The sequence below is a fragment of the Nocardia sp. CNY236 genome (genome assembly GCF_000482385.1).
In the GTDB taxonomy this organism is placed as follows: Bacteria; Actinomycetota; Actinomycetes; order Mycobacteriales; family Mycobacteriaceae; genus Nocardia.
Genome location: NZ_AXVD01000017.1, coordinates 1 through 20,542, shown reverse-complemented (window position 1 = coordinate 20,542; position 20,542 = coordinate 1). Strand labels below are relative to the sequence as shown.

At 64.6% G+C, this 20,542-nt stretch carries 17 protein-coding genes; 9 read left to right on the top strand and 8 right to left on the bottom strand.

The window, feature by feature from the left end; translation table 11 throughout:
• Nucleotides 1-235: 235 nt before the first annotated feature.
• The gene (locus K940_RS0111990; RefSeq protein WP_028477754.1) at nt 236-1,855 is read right to left on the bottom strand and encodes a serine/threonine-protein kinase; all 1,620 of its coding nucleotides are present in this window, start codon (nt 1,853-1,855) and stop codon (nt 236-238) included.
• Between the two features lie 182 nt (nt 1,856-2,037).
• Nucleotides 2,038-5,634, bottom strand: a complete 3,597-nt coding sequence (metH, locus tag K940_RS0111985; RefSeq protein ID WP_028477753.1) for a methionine synthase — start codon at nt 5,632-5,634, stop codon at nt 2,038-2,040.
• Between the two features lie 163 nt (nt 5,635-5,797).
• Here metH and K940_RS0111980 point away from each other — a divergent pair, with 163 nt between their 5' ends.
• Nucleotides 5,798-6,682 (top strand): PAC2 family protein, encoded by an 885-nt coding sequence (locus tag K940_RS0111980; RefSeq protein ID WP_036528374.1) that lies wholly within the window; start codon nt 5,798-5,800, stop codon nt 6,680-6,682.
• 71 nt (nt 6,683-6,753) lie between these two features.
• Here the strand turns inward: K940_RS0111980 and K940_RS0111975 are convergent, their stop codons facing one another.
• Nucleotides 6,754-7,059, bottom strand: coding sequence for a hypothetical protein (locus tag K940_RS0111975; protein WP_028477751.1), 306 nt, complete (start codon nt 7,057-7,059; stop codon nt 6,754-6,756).
• Nucleotides 7,060-7,394: 335 nt separating this feature from the next.
• Between K940_RS0111975 and K940_RS0111970 the strand changes: the two genes are divergently transcribed.
• Nucleotides 7,395-8,534 (top strand): hypothetical protein, encoded by a 1,140-nt coding sequence (locus tag K940_RS0111970; RefSeq protein ID WP_028477750.1) that lies wholly within the window; start codon nt 7,395-7,397, stop codon nt 8,532-8,534.
• Between the two features lie 95 nt (nt 8,535-8,629).
• Here the strand turns inward: K940_RS0111970 and K940_RS27955 are convergent, their stop codons facing one another.
• Nucleotides 8,630-9,016, bottom strand: a complete 387-nt coding sequence (locus K940_RS27955) for a M15 family metallopeptidase (protein WP_036528372.1) — start codon at nt 9,014-9,016, stop codon at nt 8,630-8,632.
• A gap of 1,018 nt (nt 9,017-10,034) precedes the next feature.
• Nucleotides 10,035-11,711, bottom strand: coding sequence for a fumarate hydratase (locus K940_RS0111955; RefSeq protein ID WP_028477747.1), 1,677 nt, complete (start codon nt 11,709-11,711; stop codon nt 10,035-10,037).
• 276 nt (nt 11,712-11,987) lie between these two features.
• On the opposite strand from K940_RS0111955, the gene K940_RS0111950 reads away from it, so the two are divergent.
• On the top strand, nt 11,988-12,458 hold the full coding sequence (locus K940_RS0111950; RefSeq protein WP_028477746.1) for a MarR family winged helix-turn-helix transcriptional regulator: 471 nt from the start codon (nt 11,988-11,990) through the stop codon (nt 12,456-12,458).
• Between the two features lie 68 nt (nt 12,459-12,526).
• On the opposite strand, the gene mftD is transcribed toward K940_RS0111950, so the two are convergent.
• Both mftD and mftE read right to left on the bottom strand, forming a co-directional pair.
• Nucleotides 12,527-13,750 (bottom strand): pre-mycofactocin synthase MftD, encoded by a 1,224-nt coding sequence (mftD, locus tag K940_RS27950; RefSeq protein ID WP_051407114.1) that lies wholly within the window; start codon nt 13,748-13,750, stop codon nt 12,527-12,529.
• Nucleotides 13,747-14,448: a mycofactocin biosynthesis peptidyl-dipeptidase MftE gene (gene mftE / locus K940_RS0111940; protein WP_028477745.1), complete on the bottom strand. Its 702-nt coding sequence runs from the start codon at nt 14,446-14,448 to the stop codon at nt 13,747-13,749. The genes mftD and mftE overlap by 4 nt, the downstream gene beginning before the upstream one ends.
• A 64-nt stretch (nt 14,449-14,512) precedes the next feature.
• On the opposite strand from mftE, the gene mftR reads away from it, so the two are divergent.
• The 6 genes from mftR (at nt 14,513) to K940_RS0111910 (ending at nt 19,880) form a co-directional block, all read left to right on the top strand.
• The gene (gene mftR, locus K940_RS0111935; protein WP_028477744.1) at nt 14,513-15,109 is read left to right on the top strand and encodes a mycofactocin system transcriptional regulator; all 597 of its coding nucleotides are present in this window, start codon (nt 14,513-14,515) and stop codon (nt 15,107-15,109) included.
• 131 nt (nt 15,110-15,240) lie between these two features.
• A complete protein-coding gene (locus K940_RS0111930; RefSeq protein WP_028477743.1) occupies nt 15,241-16,146 on the top strand; it encodes an STAS domain-containing protein in 906 nt (301 codons plus the stop codon).
• A gap of 12 nt (nt 16,147-16,158) precedes the next feature.
• The gene (locus K940_RS27945) at nt 16,159-16,536 is read left to right on the top strand and encodes an STAS domain-containing protein (protein WP_051407113.1); all 378 of its coding nucleotides are present in this window, start codon (nt 16,159-16,161) and stop codon (nt 16,534-16,536) included.
• Nucleotides 16,537-16,538: 2 nt separating this feature from the next.
• Nucleotides 16,539-16,952 carry an ATP-binding protein gene (locus K940_RS0111920; protein WP_028477742.1) on the top strand — a complete coding sequence of 138 codons (414 nt, stop codon included), beginning with the start codon at nt 16,539-16,541 and terminating at the stop codon, nt 16,950-16,952.
• On the top strand, nt 16,945-17,577 hold the full coding sequence (locus K940_RS0111915; RefSeq protein WP_036528367.1) for a SpoIIE family protein phosphatase: 633 nt from the start codon (nt 16,945-16,947) through the stop codon (nt 17,575-17,577). Before K940_RS0111920 ends, K940_RS0111915 begins: the two co-directional genes overlap by 8 nt.
• Nucleotides 17,574-19,880, top strand: coding sequence for a SpoIIE family protein phosphatase (locus K940_RS0111910; protein WP_028477740.1), 2,307 nt, complete (start codon nt 17,574-17,576; stop codon nt 19,878-19,880). The genes K940_RS0111915 and K940_RS0111910 overlap by 4 nt, the downstream gene beginning before the upstream one ends.
• Before the next feature lie 46 nt (nt 19,881-19,926).
• On the opposite strand, the gene K940_RS0111905 is transcribed toward K940_RS0111910, so the two are convergent.
• Nucleotides 19,927-20,542: SAM-dependent methyltransferase (locus K940_RS0111905; protein ID WP_028477739.1), on the bottom strand; the 616-nt coding region annotated here is incomplete at its 5' end.

Genomic DNA, 20,542 nt, shown 5'->3' with positions numbered 1-20,542 from the left:
ACGAGATTGCCGGTGATCACTATCACATCGACTGCCTGGGCGCATTCCCATTGCGGCACAGTAACTCTGGGCGATCGAGGCAGGCCCTGTCCGTCGTGGCGACAGCGAATCGCCTCAGGAGCACCGGGCGCCGTTGCGCGAATCCCGTTCCACCATGCGGTATCCGACGATCGTGCCTAAGACGCTCGTACCTATCCCGACCGGTCCACGACGGGGGTGCGTAATGGACACCTGCCTAGGTATCCGATGCCGCAATCGACAACCCGGGACCGTCGCCGGCGATGTCGATCCACCGGTGTTCCGAGGCCGTGGCACCGGTGTTGAGCGTATAGGTCAGCGCGACCACGACCCGCGTCGGGCTCGGGTGCGTGATCGCACCGATGTGAACCGAGCGAATCGTGCTCCAGAAACTCATATACGAGTCGTAGCCGGTCTGCGCCTGGTATCCAGGAGCAAGTCGGGTCCAGGCTTCGGCCGTATCGCCGGGCAACAGTCCGTAGTACTCACGGACGAATGCGGCGATTCGGTCAGGCGTCGGCGGGTCGGACGGGATGGTCGTCGAAGACTGCGGAGATCGCGCCGCGGAGCTCACCGCCGAATTGCCATCGACCGACTCACCTGGCGACGGCGCATTCTGTACTGCCACGATCGGCGGAGTGGGCGAGGACATCTGCGCGGAGTCACTGTCCCGATCGGTGAAGATCACCAATGCGAGAGCTCCGACCACCAGCAGCGCTGCGGCCACCGCTATGGACACTGGTAGCACTCGGCTGCGCCCGGACCCCCCCTCGCGACGCAGCTGCGAAGGCGGCCGTCGATCCGAGCGCGATTTCGACTCTGCCGCAGCCGCACTGGCGGCAGCCACAGTCTCCGGCGCGGTCGTGTCGCTCGCATTCTCGGCCGAAGTGGGGGCCGTCCGAACCGGCGATACCACTGTCGTCTCGGGCTCGGGCTCGGGCTCGGGCTCGGGCTCGGGCTCGGGCTCGGGCTCGGGCTCGGGCTCGGGCTCGGGGTGGGCAGATACCATATCCGTATCCGCTTGCTGCGCAACGGCTTCCAATTCCAGTTGCGCCTCGTGCATGGTCGGTCTCTTGTGCGCCTCCGGGTCCAGCAGGCGCATCAGCACCGGCCCGAGCCCGCCCGCGGCCTCGGGTGGTTGGACTTCTGCCCTGGCCACCGCATGCAACAACGCCAACGGATTGTCACCCTCACCGAACGGTGGACTGCCCTGGACTGCGGCATACAGTGTCGAACCGAGGGCGAAGACGTCGGAGGCAGGTTCCGGATTCTCGCCGCGCGCCACCTCTGGCGCCAGATAGGCAGGCGTCCCGGCCAGAAAGCCGGTGGCCGTCACCGTTACGTCGCCCACCGCTCGGGATATGCCGAAATCGGTGATCTTCACGGTGCCATCCGCGGCGACCAGGAGATTGGCCGGTTTCACGTCGCGATGCACGATGCCCGCGTCATGCGCGGCAGCCAAGGCACTTGCCGCCTGCGCACCGATCTTGGCAACCGTGCGTGGAGGCAGAGTCCGATTGCCCAACAGCTCGGCAGCCAGGCTGGGCGCATCCAGGTACTCCATGACCAACCACGGCTGACCGTCCTCCTCGGCCACGTCGAAGACGGTGATGGCATGCGGATGGTGTAGCCGCGCAGCTATCCGACCTTCGCGCATGGCGCGCAGCTTCGCCTCGAGCGCCGCCGACTTCGACAGTCCGGGAGCGAGGAGCAACTGCTTGACCGCCACAGTGCGTCGCAATCGTACGTCGGTCGCCCGCCACACGACCCCCATAGCGCCGCTGCCGATCGGATCCATCAGTCGGTATCGTCCCGCGATCAATCGATCAGCCGTCATGGTGGGTGCCTCTCCTACACGCCTAGCCGTTCAGCACTGCACGCACATGCACAGATCGACCGAAAAGCATACCCGCCGTTGCGCTTCGTGGCGCCACTACACCACCTTCGACAACGACGTACCCGCGCGGCCGACATCCACCTTCCCATGCCGAGAGGTAACCTTCCAAGCCACCAATGAGTTCAGGCGTTGAAGTACTTCGCCTCCGGGTGCAGCAACACGAACGCATCGGTGGACTGCTCGGGATGCAGCTGCAGTTCCTCGGACAACTCGACGCCGATGCGATCGGCTCCGAGCAGATCCACCAGTTTCGCACGGTCGGCCAGATCCGGGCAGGCGCCATAGCCGAAGGAGTATCGAGCGCCGCGGTAGCCGAGTTTGAAATACTCCAACACATCGCTGGGATCCGAGTCCGCTACCGCGTGGCCTTCGAGCATCAACTCTTCGCGGATGCGACGGTGCCAGTATTCCGCAAGCGCCTCGGTGAGCTGGACACCGACGCCGTGCACCTCGAGGTAGTCGCGGTAGTTGTCACCTGCGAACAGCGAGTTGGCGAAATCGGCGATCGCTTGCCCCATGGTCACCAGTTGAAACGGCACCACATCCACCTGGCCGACCTCCCTGGCGCAGGTCCGCGAGCGGATGAAGTCGGCGATACACAGGAAGCGGCTACGCTGCTGGCGTGGGAAGGCGAACCGATAGCGTTCCGGTGCATCGGGTTCCGGCTCGGTGAGCACGACGACCTCATCCCCTTCGGACACCGCAGGGAAGTAGCCGTACACCACTGCTGCGTGCTGCAATACCCCTTCGGTACTGAGCCGGTCGAGCCAAGCGCGCAACCTCGGCCTGCCGTCGGTCTCCACCAAGTCCTCGTAGCTGGGCCCGTCACCGCCACGCTGGCCGCGCAGACCCCACTGCCCGAGAAACAACGCGCGCTCGTCGAGTAGACCCGCATACTCGTGCAGGGCCAGCCCTTTCACCACGCGGGTACCCCAGAACGGCGGCACGGGCACCGGTAGATCCGTCGCGACGTCGGAGCGTTCGGGCACCACCACGGGTTGCTCGGCCGCGCGACGCTCTGCGGCGATCCGCTGGGAACGTTCACGGCGCGCCTTGCGTTCGGCGGCCTTGGCTCGCTCGGCGACTGCCTCCGGGCTGTTCCGGTCCGGCGCACCGCCACGCTTGCGCGTCATGATGTCGTCCATCAGCCTCAGACCCTCGAACGCATCACGGGCATAGCGTACGTCGCCCCGATATACCTCGGTGAGGTCGTTCTCGACATACGAACGAGTCAACGCCGCACCACCGAGCAGCACGGGGAATTGCTCGGCCACTCCCTTGGCGTTGAGTTCTTCGAGATTCTCCTTCATGACCACCGTCGACTTCACCAGCAGACCCGACATGCCGATAACGTCGGCCTTCTTGTCCACTGCGGTGTCCAGGATGGTGGAAATCGGTTGCTTGATACCGAGATTGACCACTTCGTAGCCATTGTTCGACAAGATGATGTCCACGAGGTTCTTACCGATGTCGTGCACGTCGCCTTTGACCGTAGCCAGCACGATACGCCCCTTGCCGCTGTCGTCGACCGCTTCCATGTATGGCTCCAGATAGGCGACCGCGCCCTTCATCACCTCGGCCGACTGCAGCACGAACGGCAACTGCATCTGGCCGGAGCCGAACAGCTGGCCGACCGTCTTCATCCCCGACAGCAGCGTCTCGTTGATGATCCGCAGGGGCGGCACTTCGGTCATCGCTGCGTCCAGGTCGGCCTCCAGCCCTGCCCGCTCACCATCGACGATCCGTTGTTCCAGTCGCTCGAACAACGGAAGTGCCGCCAGTTCCTCGGCTCGCGACGCCTTGGACGAGGATGTGGACACTCCCTCGAACAGCGCCATCAGCTTCTGCAACGGGTCGTAGTCCGGGGTTCGACGGTCGTATACCAAATCCAGCGCGGCCACGCGCTGCTCGTCCGGAATCCGGCTCATCGGGAGAATCTTCGAAGCATGCACGATCGCGGAACCCAGGCCGGCCTCGACGCATTCGTGCATGAAGACCGAGTTGAGCACCTGCCGCGCGGCGGGGTTGAGCCCGAAGGAAATGTTCGACAGCCCCAATGTGGTCTGCACCTGTGGATGCAGACGGGTGAGTTCGCGAATGGCCTCGATCGTCTCGATACCGTCGCGGCGCGATTCCTCCTGGCCGGTGCCGAGGGTGAAGGTCAGGGTATCGATGATGATATCGCTTTCCGACAACCCCCAGGTACCGGTGATGTCGGCGATCAGCCGCTGCGCGATCTCCACCTTCTTCTCCGCAGTACGGGCCTGCCCTTGCTCATCGATGGTGAGCGCCACCACCGCTGCGCCGTGCTCGGCGACCAGCCGCATGGTCTGCTGGAAACGCGAATCCGGACCATCGCCGTCCTCGTAGTTCACCGAGTTCACCGCGCAACGGCCGCCGAGATGTTCCAGGCCCGCTCGCAGCACCTCGGTCTCGGTGGAGTCGAGCATGATCGGCAATGTCGAGGCGGTGGCCAGCCTGCTGGCCAGCGCCTGCATGTCTCTGGTTCCATCGCGCCCCACGTAGTCGACGCACAAATCGAGCATGTGCGCGCCGTCACGAGTCTGGTCCTTGGCGATGTCGAGGCATCTCTGCCAGTCCTCGGCCAACATCGCCTCTCGGAATGCCTTGGAGCCGTTGGCGTTCGTCCGCTCGCCGACCATCAGGATCGAGGTGTCCTGATCGAACGGCACCGCCGAATACATACTGGACACGCTCGGCTCGTGCAACGGGCTGCGACGCTCGGCCATCGGCGCCAGGCCGGGATCGACTGCTCGTACTGCGGCACCGACCTGACGAATGTGCTCGGGAGTGGTGCCACAGCACCCGCCGACCAAGGCGAGACCGAACTCGGTGACGAACCCACTCAGTGCGCGGGCAAGTTCCTCTGGAGTGAGTGGATACACGGCTCCATCGGCGCCGAGCACCGGAAGTCCGGCATTCGGCATCACCGAGACCGGTACGCGTGCATGCCTCGACAGGTGGCGCAGGTGCTCGCTCATTTCGTCGGGCCCGGTCGCACAGTTCAGACCGATCACGTCGATGCCGAGCGGCTCGAGCGCGGTGAGCGCCGCACCGATTTCGCTACCCACCAGCATGGTGCCGGTGGTTTCCACCGTGACATGGGTAATGATCGGGATCTTGCGACCGACCTGCACCATCGCGCGCTTGCTGCCGGTCACCGCTGCCTTCACTTGCAGGAGATCTTGGCAGGTCTCGATGAGGATGGCGTCCGCGCCGCCGTCCAGCATGCCGATCGCGGCTTCGGTGTAGGCGTCCCGCAGGGAGACGAACGTCGCATGCCCCAACGTCGGCAGTTTCGTGCCCGGTCCCATCGAGCCCAACACATACCGTGGGGTCCCGTCCGAGGACGGCCCCATGTCGTCGGCAACCTCACGCGCGAGTCGAACGCCGCGGGTCGATAGGTCACGGATTCGATCGGCGATGCCGTAATCGGCGAGATTGGGCAGGTTGCAACCGAAGGTGTTGGTCTCGACCGCGTCGGCGCCCGCCTCGAAATACGCGCGATGGATTTCACGCAGAACATCCGGCCGCGTTTCGTTGAGGATTTCGTTACAACCCTCGAGCCCATGGAAGTCGTCCAGGGTGAGATCGGCGGCTTGCAGCATCGTCCCCATCGCGCCGTCGCCGACGACGACGCGGCGGCGCAACGTCTCGAGTAGCGTGGTGTCGAACTCGGCGGGAATGGACGCAGACATGTCTCCCAGCGTAGTAGGCCGACGGCCGGACCGTTGCGCCCGTGGAGGCTGGGTGGTGCGCCACACCACAGCACACCACACCGACACGACCGCGCCGAACATGCCGCAGACCCTCGAACCGTCCTGAGACACGCCACGGCGCCGAACGCCGTAGGCTGACCGAGTGAACGCCAGTGAAACCTCCGCTTCGGACCTGCCCACGTTGCGGGATCCGGTGCTGGTTGCTGCCTTCGAGGGCTGGAACGACGCCGGTGACGCAGCCAGTGGTGCCGTCGAGCACCTGGAACTGATCTGGGACGCCGAACCCTTGGCCGAACTCGACTCGGAGGACTACTACGACTATCAAGTCAACCGGCCGAGTGTGCGTCAAGTGGATGGAGTGACCAGGGAAGTCCTGTGGCCGTCGACGACACTGTCGGTCTGTTCCCCCCCGGGAAGCGACCGGGACGTCGTGCTGCTGCGTGGTATCGAACCGAATATGCGTTGGCGAAGCTTCTGTGGCGATCTGCTCGCGTTCATCGACCAACTCGGGGTACGGACCGTGGTCATACTCGGCGCGCTGCTCGCCGATACACCACACACCAGACCGGTGCCGGTGACCGGCTCGGCGTGCAGCACGGAGGCTGCCGAGCGGTTCAACCTGGAGCAGACTCGGTACGAGGGACCCACCGGGATCACCGGCGTCTTGCAGGACCAGTGCGTGCAGGCTGGGGTGCCTGCTGTGTCGTTCTGGGCCGCCGTACCGCATTATGTTTCCCAGCCGCCGAACCCGAAGGCAACCATCGCGTTGCTGCATCGGGTGGAGGACGCGCTCGACATCGAAGTGCCACTGCACGAATTGCCCAAGCAGGCAGAAGATTGGGAGACCGCGGTCAACGAAATGACCGTGAGCGACGATGAGATCAGCGAGTACGTACGCTCGTTGGAGGAGCGTGGCGACGCTGCTGTCGACCTGAACGAGGCCATGGCCAAAATCGACGGCGACGCCATCGCCGCGGAGTTCGAGAAGTATCTCCGCAGGCGAGGGCCGGGTAGCTTCGGGCGCTGAACCGATGAACCGCTGAACCGCTGAACCTCGATGTGCTTGGTTGCGACGCGAACGATCACGCCACACCCTGGTCAGCTGTTCACGGTCCACACCTGGGCTGCCGCCTCATCGACCAGTTTCGCCAGTAGCACGTCACGCGGAATCGTCTGACCAGCAAGGTGTTCGAGCGACGGAACCACTACATGGTGTGCGTCGGCTCGCTTCAGTTCGGCCGTGAGCTCCGCAAAAGCGGCACCGTCACCACCGGTCGATTCATGAAATGTTGCTGCGAAGCAGAGCCCTTCGTCGCGAGCGAGGCTGCTCATGGCCGCCTCGAGCTCCTTGCACTGGCCGTCGGCCAGGTCATCACGCAAGTATCCATAGATCAACGCTTCCACCCGAACCTCCGTTGGATTGGGATCGCCGTTCTCTTCAGTGGATTAACCCGTTCTACGGGGCTGTTGCGCTACATGCAAGAGCAGTTGTGTTTTTCGGTCGCCTCCCTGGCGAAATGCCAGGCGAACTTTGTGCACCGATACCGAGCCTGCTCGACTTCGCGGGGCGCGAATAGCTGTCAATCCAGGGACATCTCCGTGCCCTATTGAGGACACCAGACGTTAACTGGTGCGATACTGCGGGTGTGACCGCTACCGACGATCGACCCGTTTGGGCAATCCGGATGCGCTCTGAACGCGATGCGAGGGGGTGGTCGCAGGCGGATGCTGTTCGCGCGATGCGGGGGAAGTCATCGCACAACTTGCCGACCGACAGCACCCTGCTACGTAACTGGCGCCGTTGGGAATCGGGCGAATCACGCCCCGACGATTTCTACGCTCCGATCATCGCCGCCACCTTCAACGCAGTGACCTCGGCATTCTTCCCCAAGGTCAGACCGAATCGCGACGATGAACTACTCTCGGCCACAGGCATGGACACACTCGAGTTCATCGGCCGGCTGCGGATATCCGATGTATCTGCTGTGACCTTGGACGCGATCCGAATTACCGCCGAGCGCCTGTGCTGCGAATACTCCTATGCCGACCCACACGACCTGCACTCGGAGGGGACGGCATGGCTGCGCAGGATCACGTCGTTGCTGGATGGACGACTGACTCTGGGACAACACCGCGAAATCCTGGTACTCGCCGGATGGGTCGCATTGTTGGTCGGGTGTGTCGACTACGACCTCGGACGACGGACAGCAGCCGAAGCCACTCGCCGAGCAGCCCATGCGTTGGGACAGGAGGCAGAGGCCGTTGAGATCACGGCGTGGGCAACAGAAATGGCGGCGTGGTTCGCGCTCACCCAGGCGAACTATCGAGGCGTCATCGAGACGGTGCAACCGACACTGAAGGTGAGCCGAAATTTGCGTGTCGATGTGCAACTCGCGGCGCAACGGGCCAAAGCCTGGGCACGACTGGGAGATCGACGCGAGGTGGAGGCGGCGCTGGCGGACGGTCGAGCGATCTTGGAGCGCATGGACCATCCTGCAAATTTGGACAATCACTTCGTCGTGGACGCGCACAAACTCGACTTCTACGCAATGGACTGCTGCCGGGTGGCCGGCGACGATCGGCTCGCCGAAGCGTACGCACACGAAGTGATCAAGAACGCAACCCGCCCCGACGGCACCGTGCGCAACCCCATGCGCGTCTCCGAGGCACGCCTCACCCTGGCTGCGGTGGCCGTTCGCGGGGACGATCTGGAACTGGCAGTGGCCGAGGGCATGCGAGCGCTCGCGGGTCGGCGCCGCTCACTGCCCTCGTTGCTGTGGACGGCTGGCGAAGTCGCACGCGAGTTCGTTGCGCACTACCCCGGTGACCCGCGCACGGAAACCTATCTCGACCAACTGCGCTCGTTGTCGATCGAGTGAGTGGGCTCGATGCACCGCGGCGCACGAGCGACCGCCGCGCAGGCGGCGCTACTGGGCAAACCCGGTCCGCGAACCCTATGCGCCAGATGTGCCGATCACAGCGAACTGGCGTCGGGTAGAAGCGGCGGACACAATGCACCGGGCGCAGTACGCAACTCGAAGTGCCAATACTCGTTGGCGAATATCCGGCACAGCCCCCAGCGACTGCCATTCGCCTCCAGCCACTGCGCGCCCTGTAGCGGACCGACATCGATCGCTCCCCCAGCCACATGCGCCGACTTCTCCGGGGGAAGCACCCAGCGGTGCACATCGGCCCCGTAGGTTGCGACACCGTCGTCCCACAATGCCTGTTGTTGAGCCGGCGTCCGATATCCCGACGTGATCTGCAACGCCACCCCCTGCGCCTGCGCCGCACTCTCGGCCATCGTGAACGCGCGTGCCAATCCCGGCTCGAGTCCACTGGTATCGGCTGCGGAACGCATAGTCCCCTGGTGGTCACTCACTGCGCCGACTCGGGCCTCGCCCTCCCCAGCGAACACTCCGGCTGCCACCAAGGCCGACACTACCGCTCCAAGTACCCTCACCCGTGTCCGCACGAAGTGATGGTATCGCCAGCGGCTCGATGTCGGATATGTGCCCATTCGCACACTATGGACCGTCGCTCCACTCCCCGCGGTGGATACTTGTAGGCGTCACTGTGACGACAAGACTGGCGAATTCACTCATTCCTCACCTGGCGGAACCACAGACCACTGCGGTCTCCACCTTCCTGTGGACAACAGACGCCGAAATCCCCAGAAACCATTACTACTTCACAGGCGAGCAACCTGATATGTCCGATATGTACTCAATTATCCCCAGCGCGCAGGGATTTGATTCACATGGAAGACATATTGTCCACATTGCATTCCAGTGCTGTGGAACACATTCGGTCATCCACTACGATTACGACCGAAATGCCCGAATCAACCGCCAGCCAGAGTGTTCCAGGGTCGGGTGTGCGCCGGTTCCGAGGTGCTGTACCGATGGGGTTTTCACACTGTGTCCCCAGGGCGAGATACCAGGACTGCCAGCGACTCCGGCACAGGTCATCGGGGCGGTACGCCGAACCCCGTGCTCACCAAGCACTCTGAATGCAGCGACCGAAGCGTTGTACGAACCCACACCCTGGCACTAGCGGACGATACAGCGCGAACGGCCAACGCTGTGTACGGAAGGTGCCGCTTTCCACATTTCGGTCCCCAACATGTGCAGAGCCGCCATATCGGACGCTACGCGAAGCCGCCGCGGTGTCGAACCGTCCAGCACACGCAACCCGACACGACGGTCTGCGGCACTGCACCGATACCCGCCAGGGCCTATCTGGTGCTCTCGCTCTGCCGGTGTCCGCACCTGTTCATGTGCAAATACCCGGATCCGGCGCTGCCGTGGACACACCGCAACTGACCCGTCGATATCGCTCGCTCGCCGCCCGCACCATGATGCGGGCGGCACGAGGGTTCAGACTCGTTCCTTGGAGCGGGTGCGCACCCGTAGCGCAATCGGCTTCTGCGTCTCGGCGAAAAAGTCGTTGCCCTTGTCGTCCACCACGATGAACGCGGGAAAATCCTCCACCTCGATCTTCCACACGGCCTCCATGCCCAGCTCGGGGTACTCCAACACCTCGACCGACTTGATGCAGTCGAGCGCCAGCCGTGCGGCAGGACCTCCGATGGAGCCGAGGTAGAAGCCGCCGTGTTCTTTACAGGCTTTGGTCACCTGTGCCGACCGATTGCCCTTGGCCAGCATCACGAACGACCCGCCCGCGGCCTGGAATCGACCTACGTAGGAGTCCATCCTGCCCGCGGTAGTCGGTCCGAAGGAGCCGGAGGCATACCCTTCCGGTGTCTTGGCCGGTCCGGCATAGTACACGGCCATGTCTCGCAGATAGTCGGGCATCGACTCCCCCGCGTCGAGGCGCTCTTCGATCTTGGCATGCGCAATGTCGCGGGCGACCACCAGCGGACCGGTCAACGAAAGGCGGGTCTTCACCGGGTATTTCGACAATTCGGCACGAATCTCGTCCATCGGCCGATTCAAGTCGATACGCACGACGTCGCCACCGAGGATGTCATCGGTCTGTTCCGGCAGGTACTGCGCAGGCTCGCGTTCGAGCTGCTCGAGGAATACGCCTTCGGCGGTGATCTTGGCCAATGCCTGCCGATCCGCCGAGCACGACACTGCGATGGCCACCGGACAGCTGGCACCGTGGCGCGGAAGGCGCACGACGCGGACGTCGTGACAGAAATATTTGCCACCGAATTGTGCACCGATACCGAAGGACTGAGTCAGCTTGAATACTTCTTCCTCCAGCTCCAGGTCGCGGAACCCGTGTGCCGACATCGACCCCGTCGTGGGCAAGGAGTCCAAGTAATGCGCGGAGGCGTATTTCGCCGTTTTCAGCGCGAACTCGGCACTGGTTCCACCAATGACCACCGCGAGATGATACGGCGGGCAGGCCGCGGTGCCCAAGGAACGGATCTTCTCGTCCAGGAATTCAAGCATCCGCGTGGGATTCAGAATGGCCTTCGTCTCTTGATACAGAAACGACTTGTTCGCCGAACCACCCCCCTTGGCCATGAACAAGAATTTGTACGACGGGTGCGCTGAATCTCCTGGGGTGGAGTAGAGCTCGATCTGTGCCGGCAGATTCGAGCCGGTGTTCTTCTCGTCCCACATGGTGATCGGCGCCAACTGTGAGTAGCGCAGATTCAGCCTGGTATAGGCGTCGAACACTCCTCGGCCGATCCATTGCGCGTCGTCGACGCCGGTGAGCACGCCTTCGGACTTCTTCCCCATGACGATCGCGGTGCCGGTGTCCTGGCACATCGGCAGTACACCGCCGGCGGAGATATTGACGTTCTTGAGCAGATCCAGCGCTACGAAGCGGTCGTTGCCGCTGGATTCCGGATCGTCGATGATCTTTCGCAGCTGACCCAGGTGCGCCGGGCGCAAATAGTGACTGATGTCGTGCATCGCCGTTTCGGTGAGCAGCCGCAGCGCTTCGGGTTCGACCTGCAGGAAAGTGCGCCCGTTGTGCTCGAAACTCGTGACGCCCTCGGTGGTGAGCAACCGGTAGGGGGTGTAGTCCGCGCCGATCGGCAGCAGATCTGAATAACGGAAGTCCGGCGCGGTCACCAGTCGCACTCCTTTGGCTGGGCCCGAACACGGCGAACGGCCGGGCTGGTCATCGGCACAGCGAGCCTAGCCACCGGTCGACACCCCCAGATGGTTAGGCAACCCTATCCCGGGTGCACTACACGAAGGCTTGCACGTTCAACCCGGTGATGCTACCTCTCATCTCAGAGAAAGCACGCGAGCATCCGATCGCCTGGGCCGCGCGCAGACTGGTTGCGCAGCGGCCCGTGCGACGCGGAACGATCCTTGTGATCCGTCAGAGTTTGGAGCGCTATCGTGACCGATCCCCATCGGCTCGATGACGTCGAGATGCGCACCTGGTTGGGTTTCGTGCGCACCCGCGACCTCATTGCCGCGGCAGTCGGGCGGGATTCCACCAAGGAATCCAACCTCACCTACGTCGAATACTCGGTCCTCGCCTATCTGGCGGAGGACCCGGACCAGCGACTCCCGTTCGCCTCGTTGGCGGACAAGCTCGAGTGGTCGCAGAGCCGACTGTCGCATCAGATCACCCGGATGGAGAAGCGCGGCCTGGTTACCCGAGAGGCCATCCCCCACGATGCCCGCCGCACCGCAGCACGGCTCACGCCACGTGGGGCCGATGTGCTGACCGGGGCTGCGCCCGCGCACGTCCAGAGCGTGCGCCGACACATGACCGATATTCTCGATCGTGGGCAGCTCGCCGCCCTGGCCGACATCTACGACACACTGCTGGCCCACCATCGGAATTCGACGGCGGGACCCTGAACATTCCACGGCCGGGGCCTGAACATTCCACGGCCGGGGCCTGAACATTCCGCGTCCGGGCGCTGACCTCAGCCCGGCGTGGACACCGTCCGGTCTGGATGATCGGCAGGCGCAGCCGCCGCGGGCATCCCGAGCGCCCGTTCGAACTCGGGATGCACCACCACATCCGACCGGTCCACGTCGATGACGCGGGTCCTGCGTAGTCCCAGCAATGCCGAATCGATGCCACCGCGGAGGATGTCCAGCACGTTTTCGACACCGGCCTGCCCGTTCGCCGCCAGACCCCACAGGTAGGCTCGTCCGATCATCACCGCCCGCGCACCCAGCGCCATCGCTTTGACCACGTCGCTGCCACGCCGGATTCCCCCGTCGAGCACTACTTCGATCTGGGTGCCCACTGCATCGGCGATCGGCGGCAGTGCACGGACCGCTGCCGGAGTGCCGTCCAGATTGTTCCCGCCGTGATTGGACACCGAAATCGCGGCCACGCCGGCATCGACCGCCCGTAGGGCGTCATCGACCCGGACGACGCCTTTGAGCATCACCGGACCGTCCCACTGCTGGCAAATCCAATACACATCCGACCAATCCGGTGGGGGCGTACCCATCCACTCGCCATAGGCACCGAAGAATCCCGGCGCAGGTCCGCTGCCCACGGCCATGTTCGGCGCGGTCAGATCCGGAAGATGGCCGGACCGTAGATAGGTCGCCAGCCACCGCGGCCGGGCCACGACCTGCGGCGCGAACGCCAGCATGGTCCGTGGATCGAGCTTCTCGGGGATAACCGGGCTCCCCCAATCCCGCCCATGGGAGAACGACCAGTCCAACGTCAGGATCAGGCCTACCGCACCAGCAGCCTTCGCCCGGCGCATTCGCTGCAGGATCTCGTCCTTGCTGCCACACCAGTAGAGCTGGAAGAACGTCGCAGGGTTGGCCGCGACCACCTGCTCGATCGGCTTGCTGGCAAACGAACTCAATCCCATGGCGATGCCGCGCGCGGCTGCCGCACGAGCGACGGCCACCTCACCGTCTGGGTGTACCGCCTGGACGCCCGTGGGCGAAATCAGGACTGGCATCGCCAGATGTTGCCCGAGCACGGTCGTCGACTGGTCCCGGTCCCCGATCGGTCCGGCGACGTGCGGTGCGAAGCCCAGTTCGGTGAACGCTCGCTGATTGTCTTCGATGGTCTGGCCACGCTCGGAACCTGCGACCAACGCACCGTACACCGATTTCGGCAGCCGCTTCTTCGCCCGCCGCTGCGCTTCGGCGACGGTCTCGAACCATGGATTCATTCTCCGGTCCTTTCCGGAAGGGGCTCGGGCCACCAGCGCCGGGTTCGGTCCAGCAGGGTAGCGCCCAAGTCCTCCAGTAACGCCGCCCCTTCGGCGGCCGTTGCCTCACTGGGGTCGCCCAGCACACCATTGGCACTCACCGCGCGTACTCCTGCAGTACGCAACTGCGGGAGCAACTCGACCAACGGTCGGGTATTCCCGATTGCCGCCAGCTCGCCACGCACGCGCTCGGGTGTGAGCGCCAACTGAAGCCCTGTCTCCGAACGCCCAGCGTGGGGGTCACCGTCGAAGCGGGGTAGGTAGACGCGCACATCGCGTGATTCCGAGCGCAGCACGTCGCGGGCGCGGCACAGCGGTTCGACATTGCCGCCGTGCCAGTTCACCAGCAGAATCCGATCGACAGTGTCGGTGGCCGACCGACACAACTCGACCACCAACAGCTCCAACGCCGCCTGCCCGATCGACAGCGTGCCAGGAAAGCCGGCGTGCTCACCGCTGGCCCCATAGGCAATCGGCGGTCCGACAAGAACATCGGATCGTGCCGCGGCCAGTCGGGCGCACAGAGCGACAGCGATATCGGTGTCGGTGGACAACGGCAAATGGGGACCGTGCTGCTCGGTCGCACCCACCGCGATGGCGAGGATCGCCCCCGCGGCGGCCCGGTGGCCAGCTTCGGGCCAGGTGAGATCCGCCAACATGCCGTGAGATTATCGTCAGTCACTGTCATAATCAAGGGTCATGGTGGTCGAGCAGAATCGGACGATGCAGGAGAGTCGGAGCGGGCGCGGCCGTCCACGCGGAACCACCAAGCGCGACCTGGAACTGATCGCGATGCGACTGTTCACCGAACAGGGGTTCGACGAGACGACGGTCGAGCAGATCGCCGCCGTCGCCGGCATCAGCGGACGCACCTTCTTTCGCTACTTTCCGACCAAGGCAGAGGTGCTGTGGTACCAGTTCGACGACGAGGTCTCGGCATTGCGCTCCTCCTTCGCCACGGTGGCGCACGACGTTCCGACGATGACGGCTGTGCGACGAGTCGTGGTGAACGCCAATCGATATCGCGCCGAAGACGTCCCGGAGCTGCGCACACGGATGCACCTGGTGACCACCGTTCCGGCGCTGGCCGCGACCGCCGGCGCCCACTACGACGCCTGGGAACGTGCAGTGAGCGCATTCGCCGCCGAGCGACTGGGCGCACCGGAGGACGGGCTCATCCCCCTCGCCATCGGGCGTACGACCCTCGCGGCGGCTCGAGCCGCTTTCGATGCGTGGCTGGCGCGTGCCGACGCAGACCTCACGACGTATCTGGACGAGGCACTCGCTGCACTCGAACGCGGATTCGCTACGGTGTCGTGAGCAATAGTGCGCCCTCCGAACCTCCGGCAGGTTTAGTCGGCGATTCACCCGGGGTATGACTAGGCTCGAAATCGGCTTGCCGCCGACCACATGAACAACCCGACACGATCCTCGAAGGGGGCAGGAGTTCCATGTCCGAGGTATCCATGAGCCTCTCGGCGGATTCCTTGACTGCAGGATCGGTCGACAAGCTGCTCCCGGAGCTGGTCGAGCACCTGCGCCAGAATCGCACCGCACTACGCGAGGAATGGGCACGACGTATTACCGATGCTCGACTGCTGACCGCGATGACTCCCGAGGAGATCTTCTCCGAGGCCACATCGGTATACGACAACTACGTCGAAGTCCTGGAAACCGGGAGTGTCGAGGCGCTGCAGGCCTACGCTCGCGATCTGTCCGAGCGCATCATTCCCCGTGGCGTCGAGACCGACGAGGTACTCGGCATCGTCCAGTTGCTGCGTGACGTCCTGGCTCGGTCGCTGTTCGAGAAGTATCATGCCGATTTCGAGCTGCTCAATGCGGTGCTCAATGCATATGAGCCCGCCGCCAACCGCATCTTGAACACCGTGGGCGTATCTTTCGTTCAAGAGCGCGAGCGGGTTATCCGCCAGCAGCAGGAAGCCATTCGCGAACTGTCCACACCAGTGCTGCAGGTACGGGATCAGCTATTGATCCTGCCCATCATCGGGGTGCTGGACAGTCAGCGTGCCCGCCAGCTGACCGAACAGCTGCTGCTCGCCATCCGCGCCAACCGCGCGAAGGTCGTCGTCATCGACATCACCGGTGTGCCCGCGATCGACTCCACGGCAGCCAACCATCTGGTGCAGACCGTCGATGCGTCCGGCCTGATGGGCGCCAATGTGATCATCACCGGCCTATCCTCGGAGATCGCATTGGCTCTGGTCACGATCGGTTTGGATCTGTCGAAAATGAATGCAGTCGGCGACCTTCAAGGCGGCCTCGAAGAGGCCGAACGCCTCCTGGGCTATGAAGTGACCCGGGTCATCGAACGGGTCACCCGACACGACGGCCGCTGACCAGGCGAGCACATGCCGGTTCCGATTCTCAAGCAGGGAACGTATCTCATCGCGTCGGTACAGTCCGCGCTGACCGACGCCGATGCCGAACGCTTGCAAGACGATCTGATGGAACAGGTCAGTCGACATCGAGCGCACGGCATCATCGTCGATGTCACTGCCGTCGATGTAATGGATTCGTTCGCGGCGAGATCGTTACGTACCATCGCGCACATGACGCAGTTGCGGGGCGCCGAAACTGTGATCGTCGGACTGCAACCCGAAGTCGCGTTCGCTATGGTGCAACTCGGACTCACCTTCGAGGACATGCATACGGCACTCGATCTAGAAGAGGGACTGGCCTGGTTGGGCAGAAATACCCCCGGCACGTCGCCTGCGAGACGGTCGTGACAGTGGCCGCTGAGAACGTGGTGATCGCGGTCAGGGTGTCCGGTGACATCGTGACCGCACGTCAAGCCGGACGCGAACTGGCAGCCAAGCTCGGATTCACTCTGACCGATCGGACGATGATCGCCACGGCGATCTCCGAAATCGCACGCAACATCACCAGTTATGCCGGAAGCGGCGAAATTCGTTTGTCGATCGACGACCGTGAAGGTCGCCAGGCACTGATCGTCCAGGCCGAGGATCAGGGGCCGGGAATCCACGATATCCCCCGTGCGCTCGAGGACGGCTACTCCACCGGGCGCGGTCTCGGGCTCGGCCTCCCCGGCGCTCGACGGTTGATGGACCGGCTCACCGTCGATTCGTCGCCAGGGCAAGGCACGCTGGTGGAGATGTGGAAATGGGTACCCGGCGGTGCATGAACACGGGTTCGTCGGCCGAATCGAGTGGGCGATTGCCGGCCGTGCGCAGCCGGGGCAACCGGTCTCCGGTGACCGCGGGATCGTCCTCGACACCGGTGGCGGCGCGGCTCTTTTCGCCGTTGTGGACGGCCTCGGCCATGGCACAGCCGCCGCCCATGCAGCCGAGCAGGCGACCCGGGTGCTCACGCAGCACCGCACCCAACCGCTGGATGCGCTGATGGTGCTTTGCCATCGTGCCCTGGCTCATACGCGCGGGGCGGCGATCTCGCTCGCCCGGTTCGATCGGGTCGACACCGTGTGCTGGCTCGGTGTCGGTAACGTCGAGTCCCAGGTGCTCGGCGCGGGTCCTGTCGGCGCGGCTGTGCGCGCGACCATGTTGCTGGGAGCGGGGGTGGTCGGCGACCGGCTGCCGGCGACTCTACGACCACAGTCCATTCCGGTCCGACCCGGCGATCTGCTGCTGATGGCCACCGACGGGATCGTCGCCCGTTCGACCGGCGAAGTCGACCTGGCCGACTCTGCCTCCGGTATCACCACAGGGATTCTGGCGCTGCGCGCGAGGACCTCCGACGATGCGCTCGTGCTGGCCGCCAGACATCGTGGCGTCACCGAGGCCGCGCCATGAGCGCGGTCCTGGCAGAATTTCTGACCGCGTACGCGAACGCGCTTCGGCGGCATCTGAACTGGCCCACTCAGGCCGATCTCACCGAGGCCTACGAACTCGGCAGACGCGCGCTGGTAGAAGGTATCAGTCTGCTCGATCTCACCGAGAACCACTTCCGCGTGCTCCACGATGTGCAACAGCGACAGCACGGCGAATCCACCCGTGGTGAATCCGACAGCCGGCTGCCGGAAACCGCCTTGGAATTCCTGTTGCAGACACTCGTACCGCTGGACATCGCTACCCGCGGTTACCTCGACGGCACCCGACGCTACGAGCAGCAGCGTTCGCGCGCCGACGACCTCGCTGGACGAGATGCATTTCGTACCGCTCTCGTCGAATCGCTGCAAGACGGATTCTTCGTCGCCGACGCGCACGGAACCATCGTCGAGGTCAACACTGCCTTCGGCGGGCTCACGGGTTACGGCGCCGAAGGCCTGCCCTATACACTCCCGCATCCGTGGTCGAGCCCAGCAGGTCCGCGATACCCGGACCTCGGCACCGAGGCCCAGCACTTCGTCATCCCGGTCCGGCATCGCGACGGGCGCACTGTATGGCTTGCGGTGAGTACGAGTGCGCTGATCAAGCCGGAGGGCAATGAACAAATGTTCGTCGGCACCATCCGCGATGTCACCGCCGAGCACGACGCCCAGGCTCGCGACCAGGCGGCCTCCCGACTGGCCACCGCCCTCGGCGCGGCGACCAGCGTCGTCGAGGTGCTCGAGGTCGGGCTCGATGAGCTGCGCCGGACCGTGGGCGCGGAGACCGCTGTGGTCGCGGTATGGCCCCACCGCAATGCCGCACCCGAGGTACACGTATCCGGCACACAGGTCTCCGGCTCGGGCGCCAGATCGGGCGATGGCGAGGCCACACCCCATGGCGCCGGCGTCGACGACCGGTCACGCGCTCTGCTGGACCAGGGTCGGCGACGGCCGGCCCGCAGTCTGCTGGCCGTCCCCGCCGACTCCGACAGCGCAGCAGGCATCGTCGCGCCGCTCGGTGAGACCGGAGACGCGGCGATGTGGTTGCGCTTCGCGGCCCCACGGGTGATCGGCGCCGCGGACTGGACCCTGTTCTCCTTGTTGATCGGTCATCTCAGCCTCGCAGTTCAGCGGGCGCGCAACTTCGACCAGGCACGCGCCACCTCGCTGACCCTCCAGCGAGCAATGCTCGGCCCGATCGAGCTGCCACCGCGCTTCTCCGTGCACTACGAACCCGCTCTGCCGCCGCTGGAGATCGGTGGCGACTGGTATGACGTAGCACCGCTACGCGATGGCACCATCGGAGTCGTGGTCGGCGATTGCGTCGGTCGGGGCCTTTCTGCGGCGGTGGTGATGGGGCAATTGCGGACCGCCGCTCGCGCGTTGCTCCTGCGCGGCGCGGGACCGGCGCAGTTGCTGGCCGAACTCGACACCGTGGCCTCACGAATCCCTGGCGCCATGTGCACCACTGCCTGTGCCGCAATCCTCGACCCAGCGCGCAGACTCGTTCGCTACAGCAGTGCCGGGCACATGCCGCCGATCCTGGCCGACGTCGACAGCACAGGGCGGCTGCTCGAGGGGGGTCGATCGGTTCCATTGGCGACCTTCGACCCGCCGCGCCGCCCCGAGGCCACCACCGCGTTGGCCCCCGGCGCCACACTGGTGCTGTTCACCGACGGTTTGGTCGAACAACGCGGGGTGGACATCGACGATGGATTCGCCAAGATCGCCACGGTACTCGCCGATACTTCGGGGCGCCTACCTCGCGAAGTGGCCGACGCCGTGCTGTCCCGACTGCGACCGGCGACTGGATACGATGACGATGTGGCCATGGTGGTCTACCGCCAGCCGCCTGCAGCGTTGCGGCTGGAGGCGCCCGCTCGCGCCGAAGAACTCGCAGTCCTTCGGCGCGCCCTGCGGCGTTGGTTGTCCGCGGCAGCGGTACCGCACGACCTGGCGGCCGATCTGGTCGCCGCCGCCAACGAAGCCTGCAGCAACAGCATCGAGCACGCATACCGCGGCGCCGCCGGTCGGGTCGGGCTATCGGCCACATGCGAAAGCGACGCCGTGGTGATCACGGTCACCGACGGCGGGAAGTGGAAGCCACGCGCCTCCGACCCCGGCTACCGCGGTCGTGGTATCGAAATGATGCGCGCGCTGACCGAGGAACTCGATATCGCCCACGAAGGGCCGGGTACCACGGTGCGCATGTCGGTGACGCTGCCAGCGATCACCTTCCCCGTGGCGAATCCGTTGCGCGGCACGAACCGACGGCCTACCGGATGATGGTATGCACCGGGCTCATCGCCCAGGACGATCGATCGACCTCGGATCAACGCGTCGCTATCAGATGCCTCGGTTGCTTCATCATCCCGCCGAGTTCGTCGGGTATCTCCGGAATGGTACGTCCGTAGGTCAGGGTGAGTGCCTCGAGCGAGAACGGGTGGACCACCCAGCCTTTGTCCGCCAACCACGACGCGGGATCGGCGCGCTCATCGTCATAGCAGAGCTCGGCCGGGTCGACGCCACCGAAGGGACTTTGGCCGGTCATCTGTTTCTCGTAGTCCGCAATACTGTTGAAATCGCCGCTTGCCATGAAGACCTCCAGACCGAGCTGGCTGCCGGGTGCGGACAGTTCATCGATCCGGGCGAACAGCAAGTCTTGCGCAGTGCCGGGAAGATAGCGCAACAGCCCTTCCGCCGACCACGCTGCCGGTTTCTCGGGGTCGAAACCTGCCGAGCGAAGGGCGGCGGGCCAGTCTTCTCGCAGATCGACCGTCACCGGTCGCCGGTCGCACGTGGGTTGGGCGTGATGCTCGGTGAGCACCACCTGTTTGAATTCCAAGACCTTCGACTGGTCGATTTCGAACACCGCGGTGTCCGCAGGCCAGTCGAGGCGATACGCTCGCGCGTCCAACCCCGCGGCAACGATCACCGCCTGCCGGATT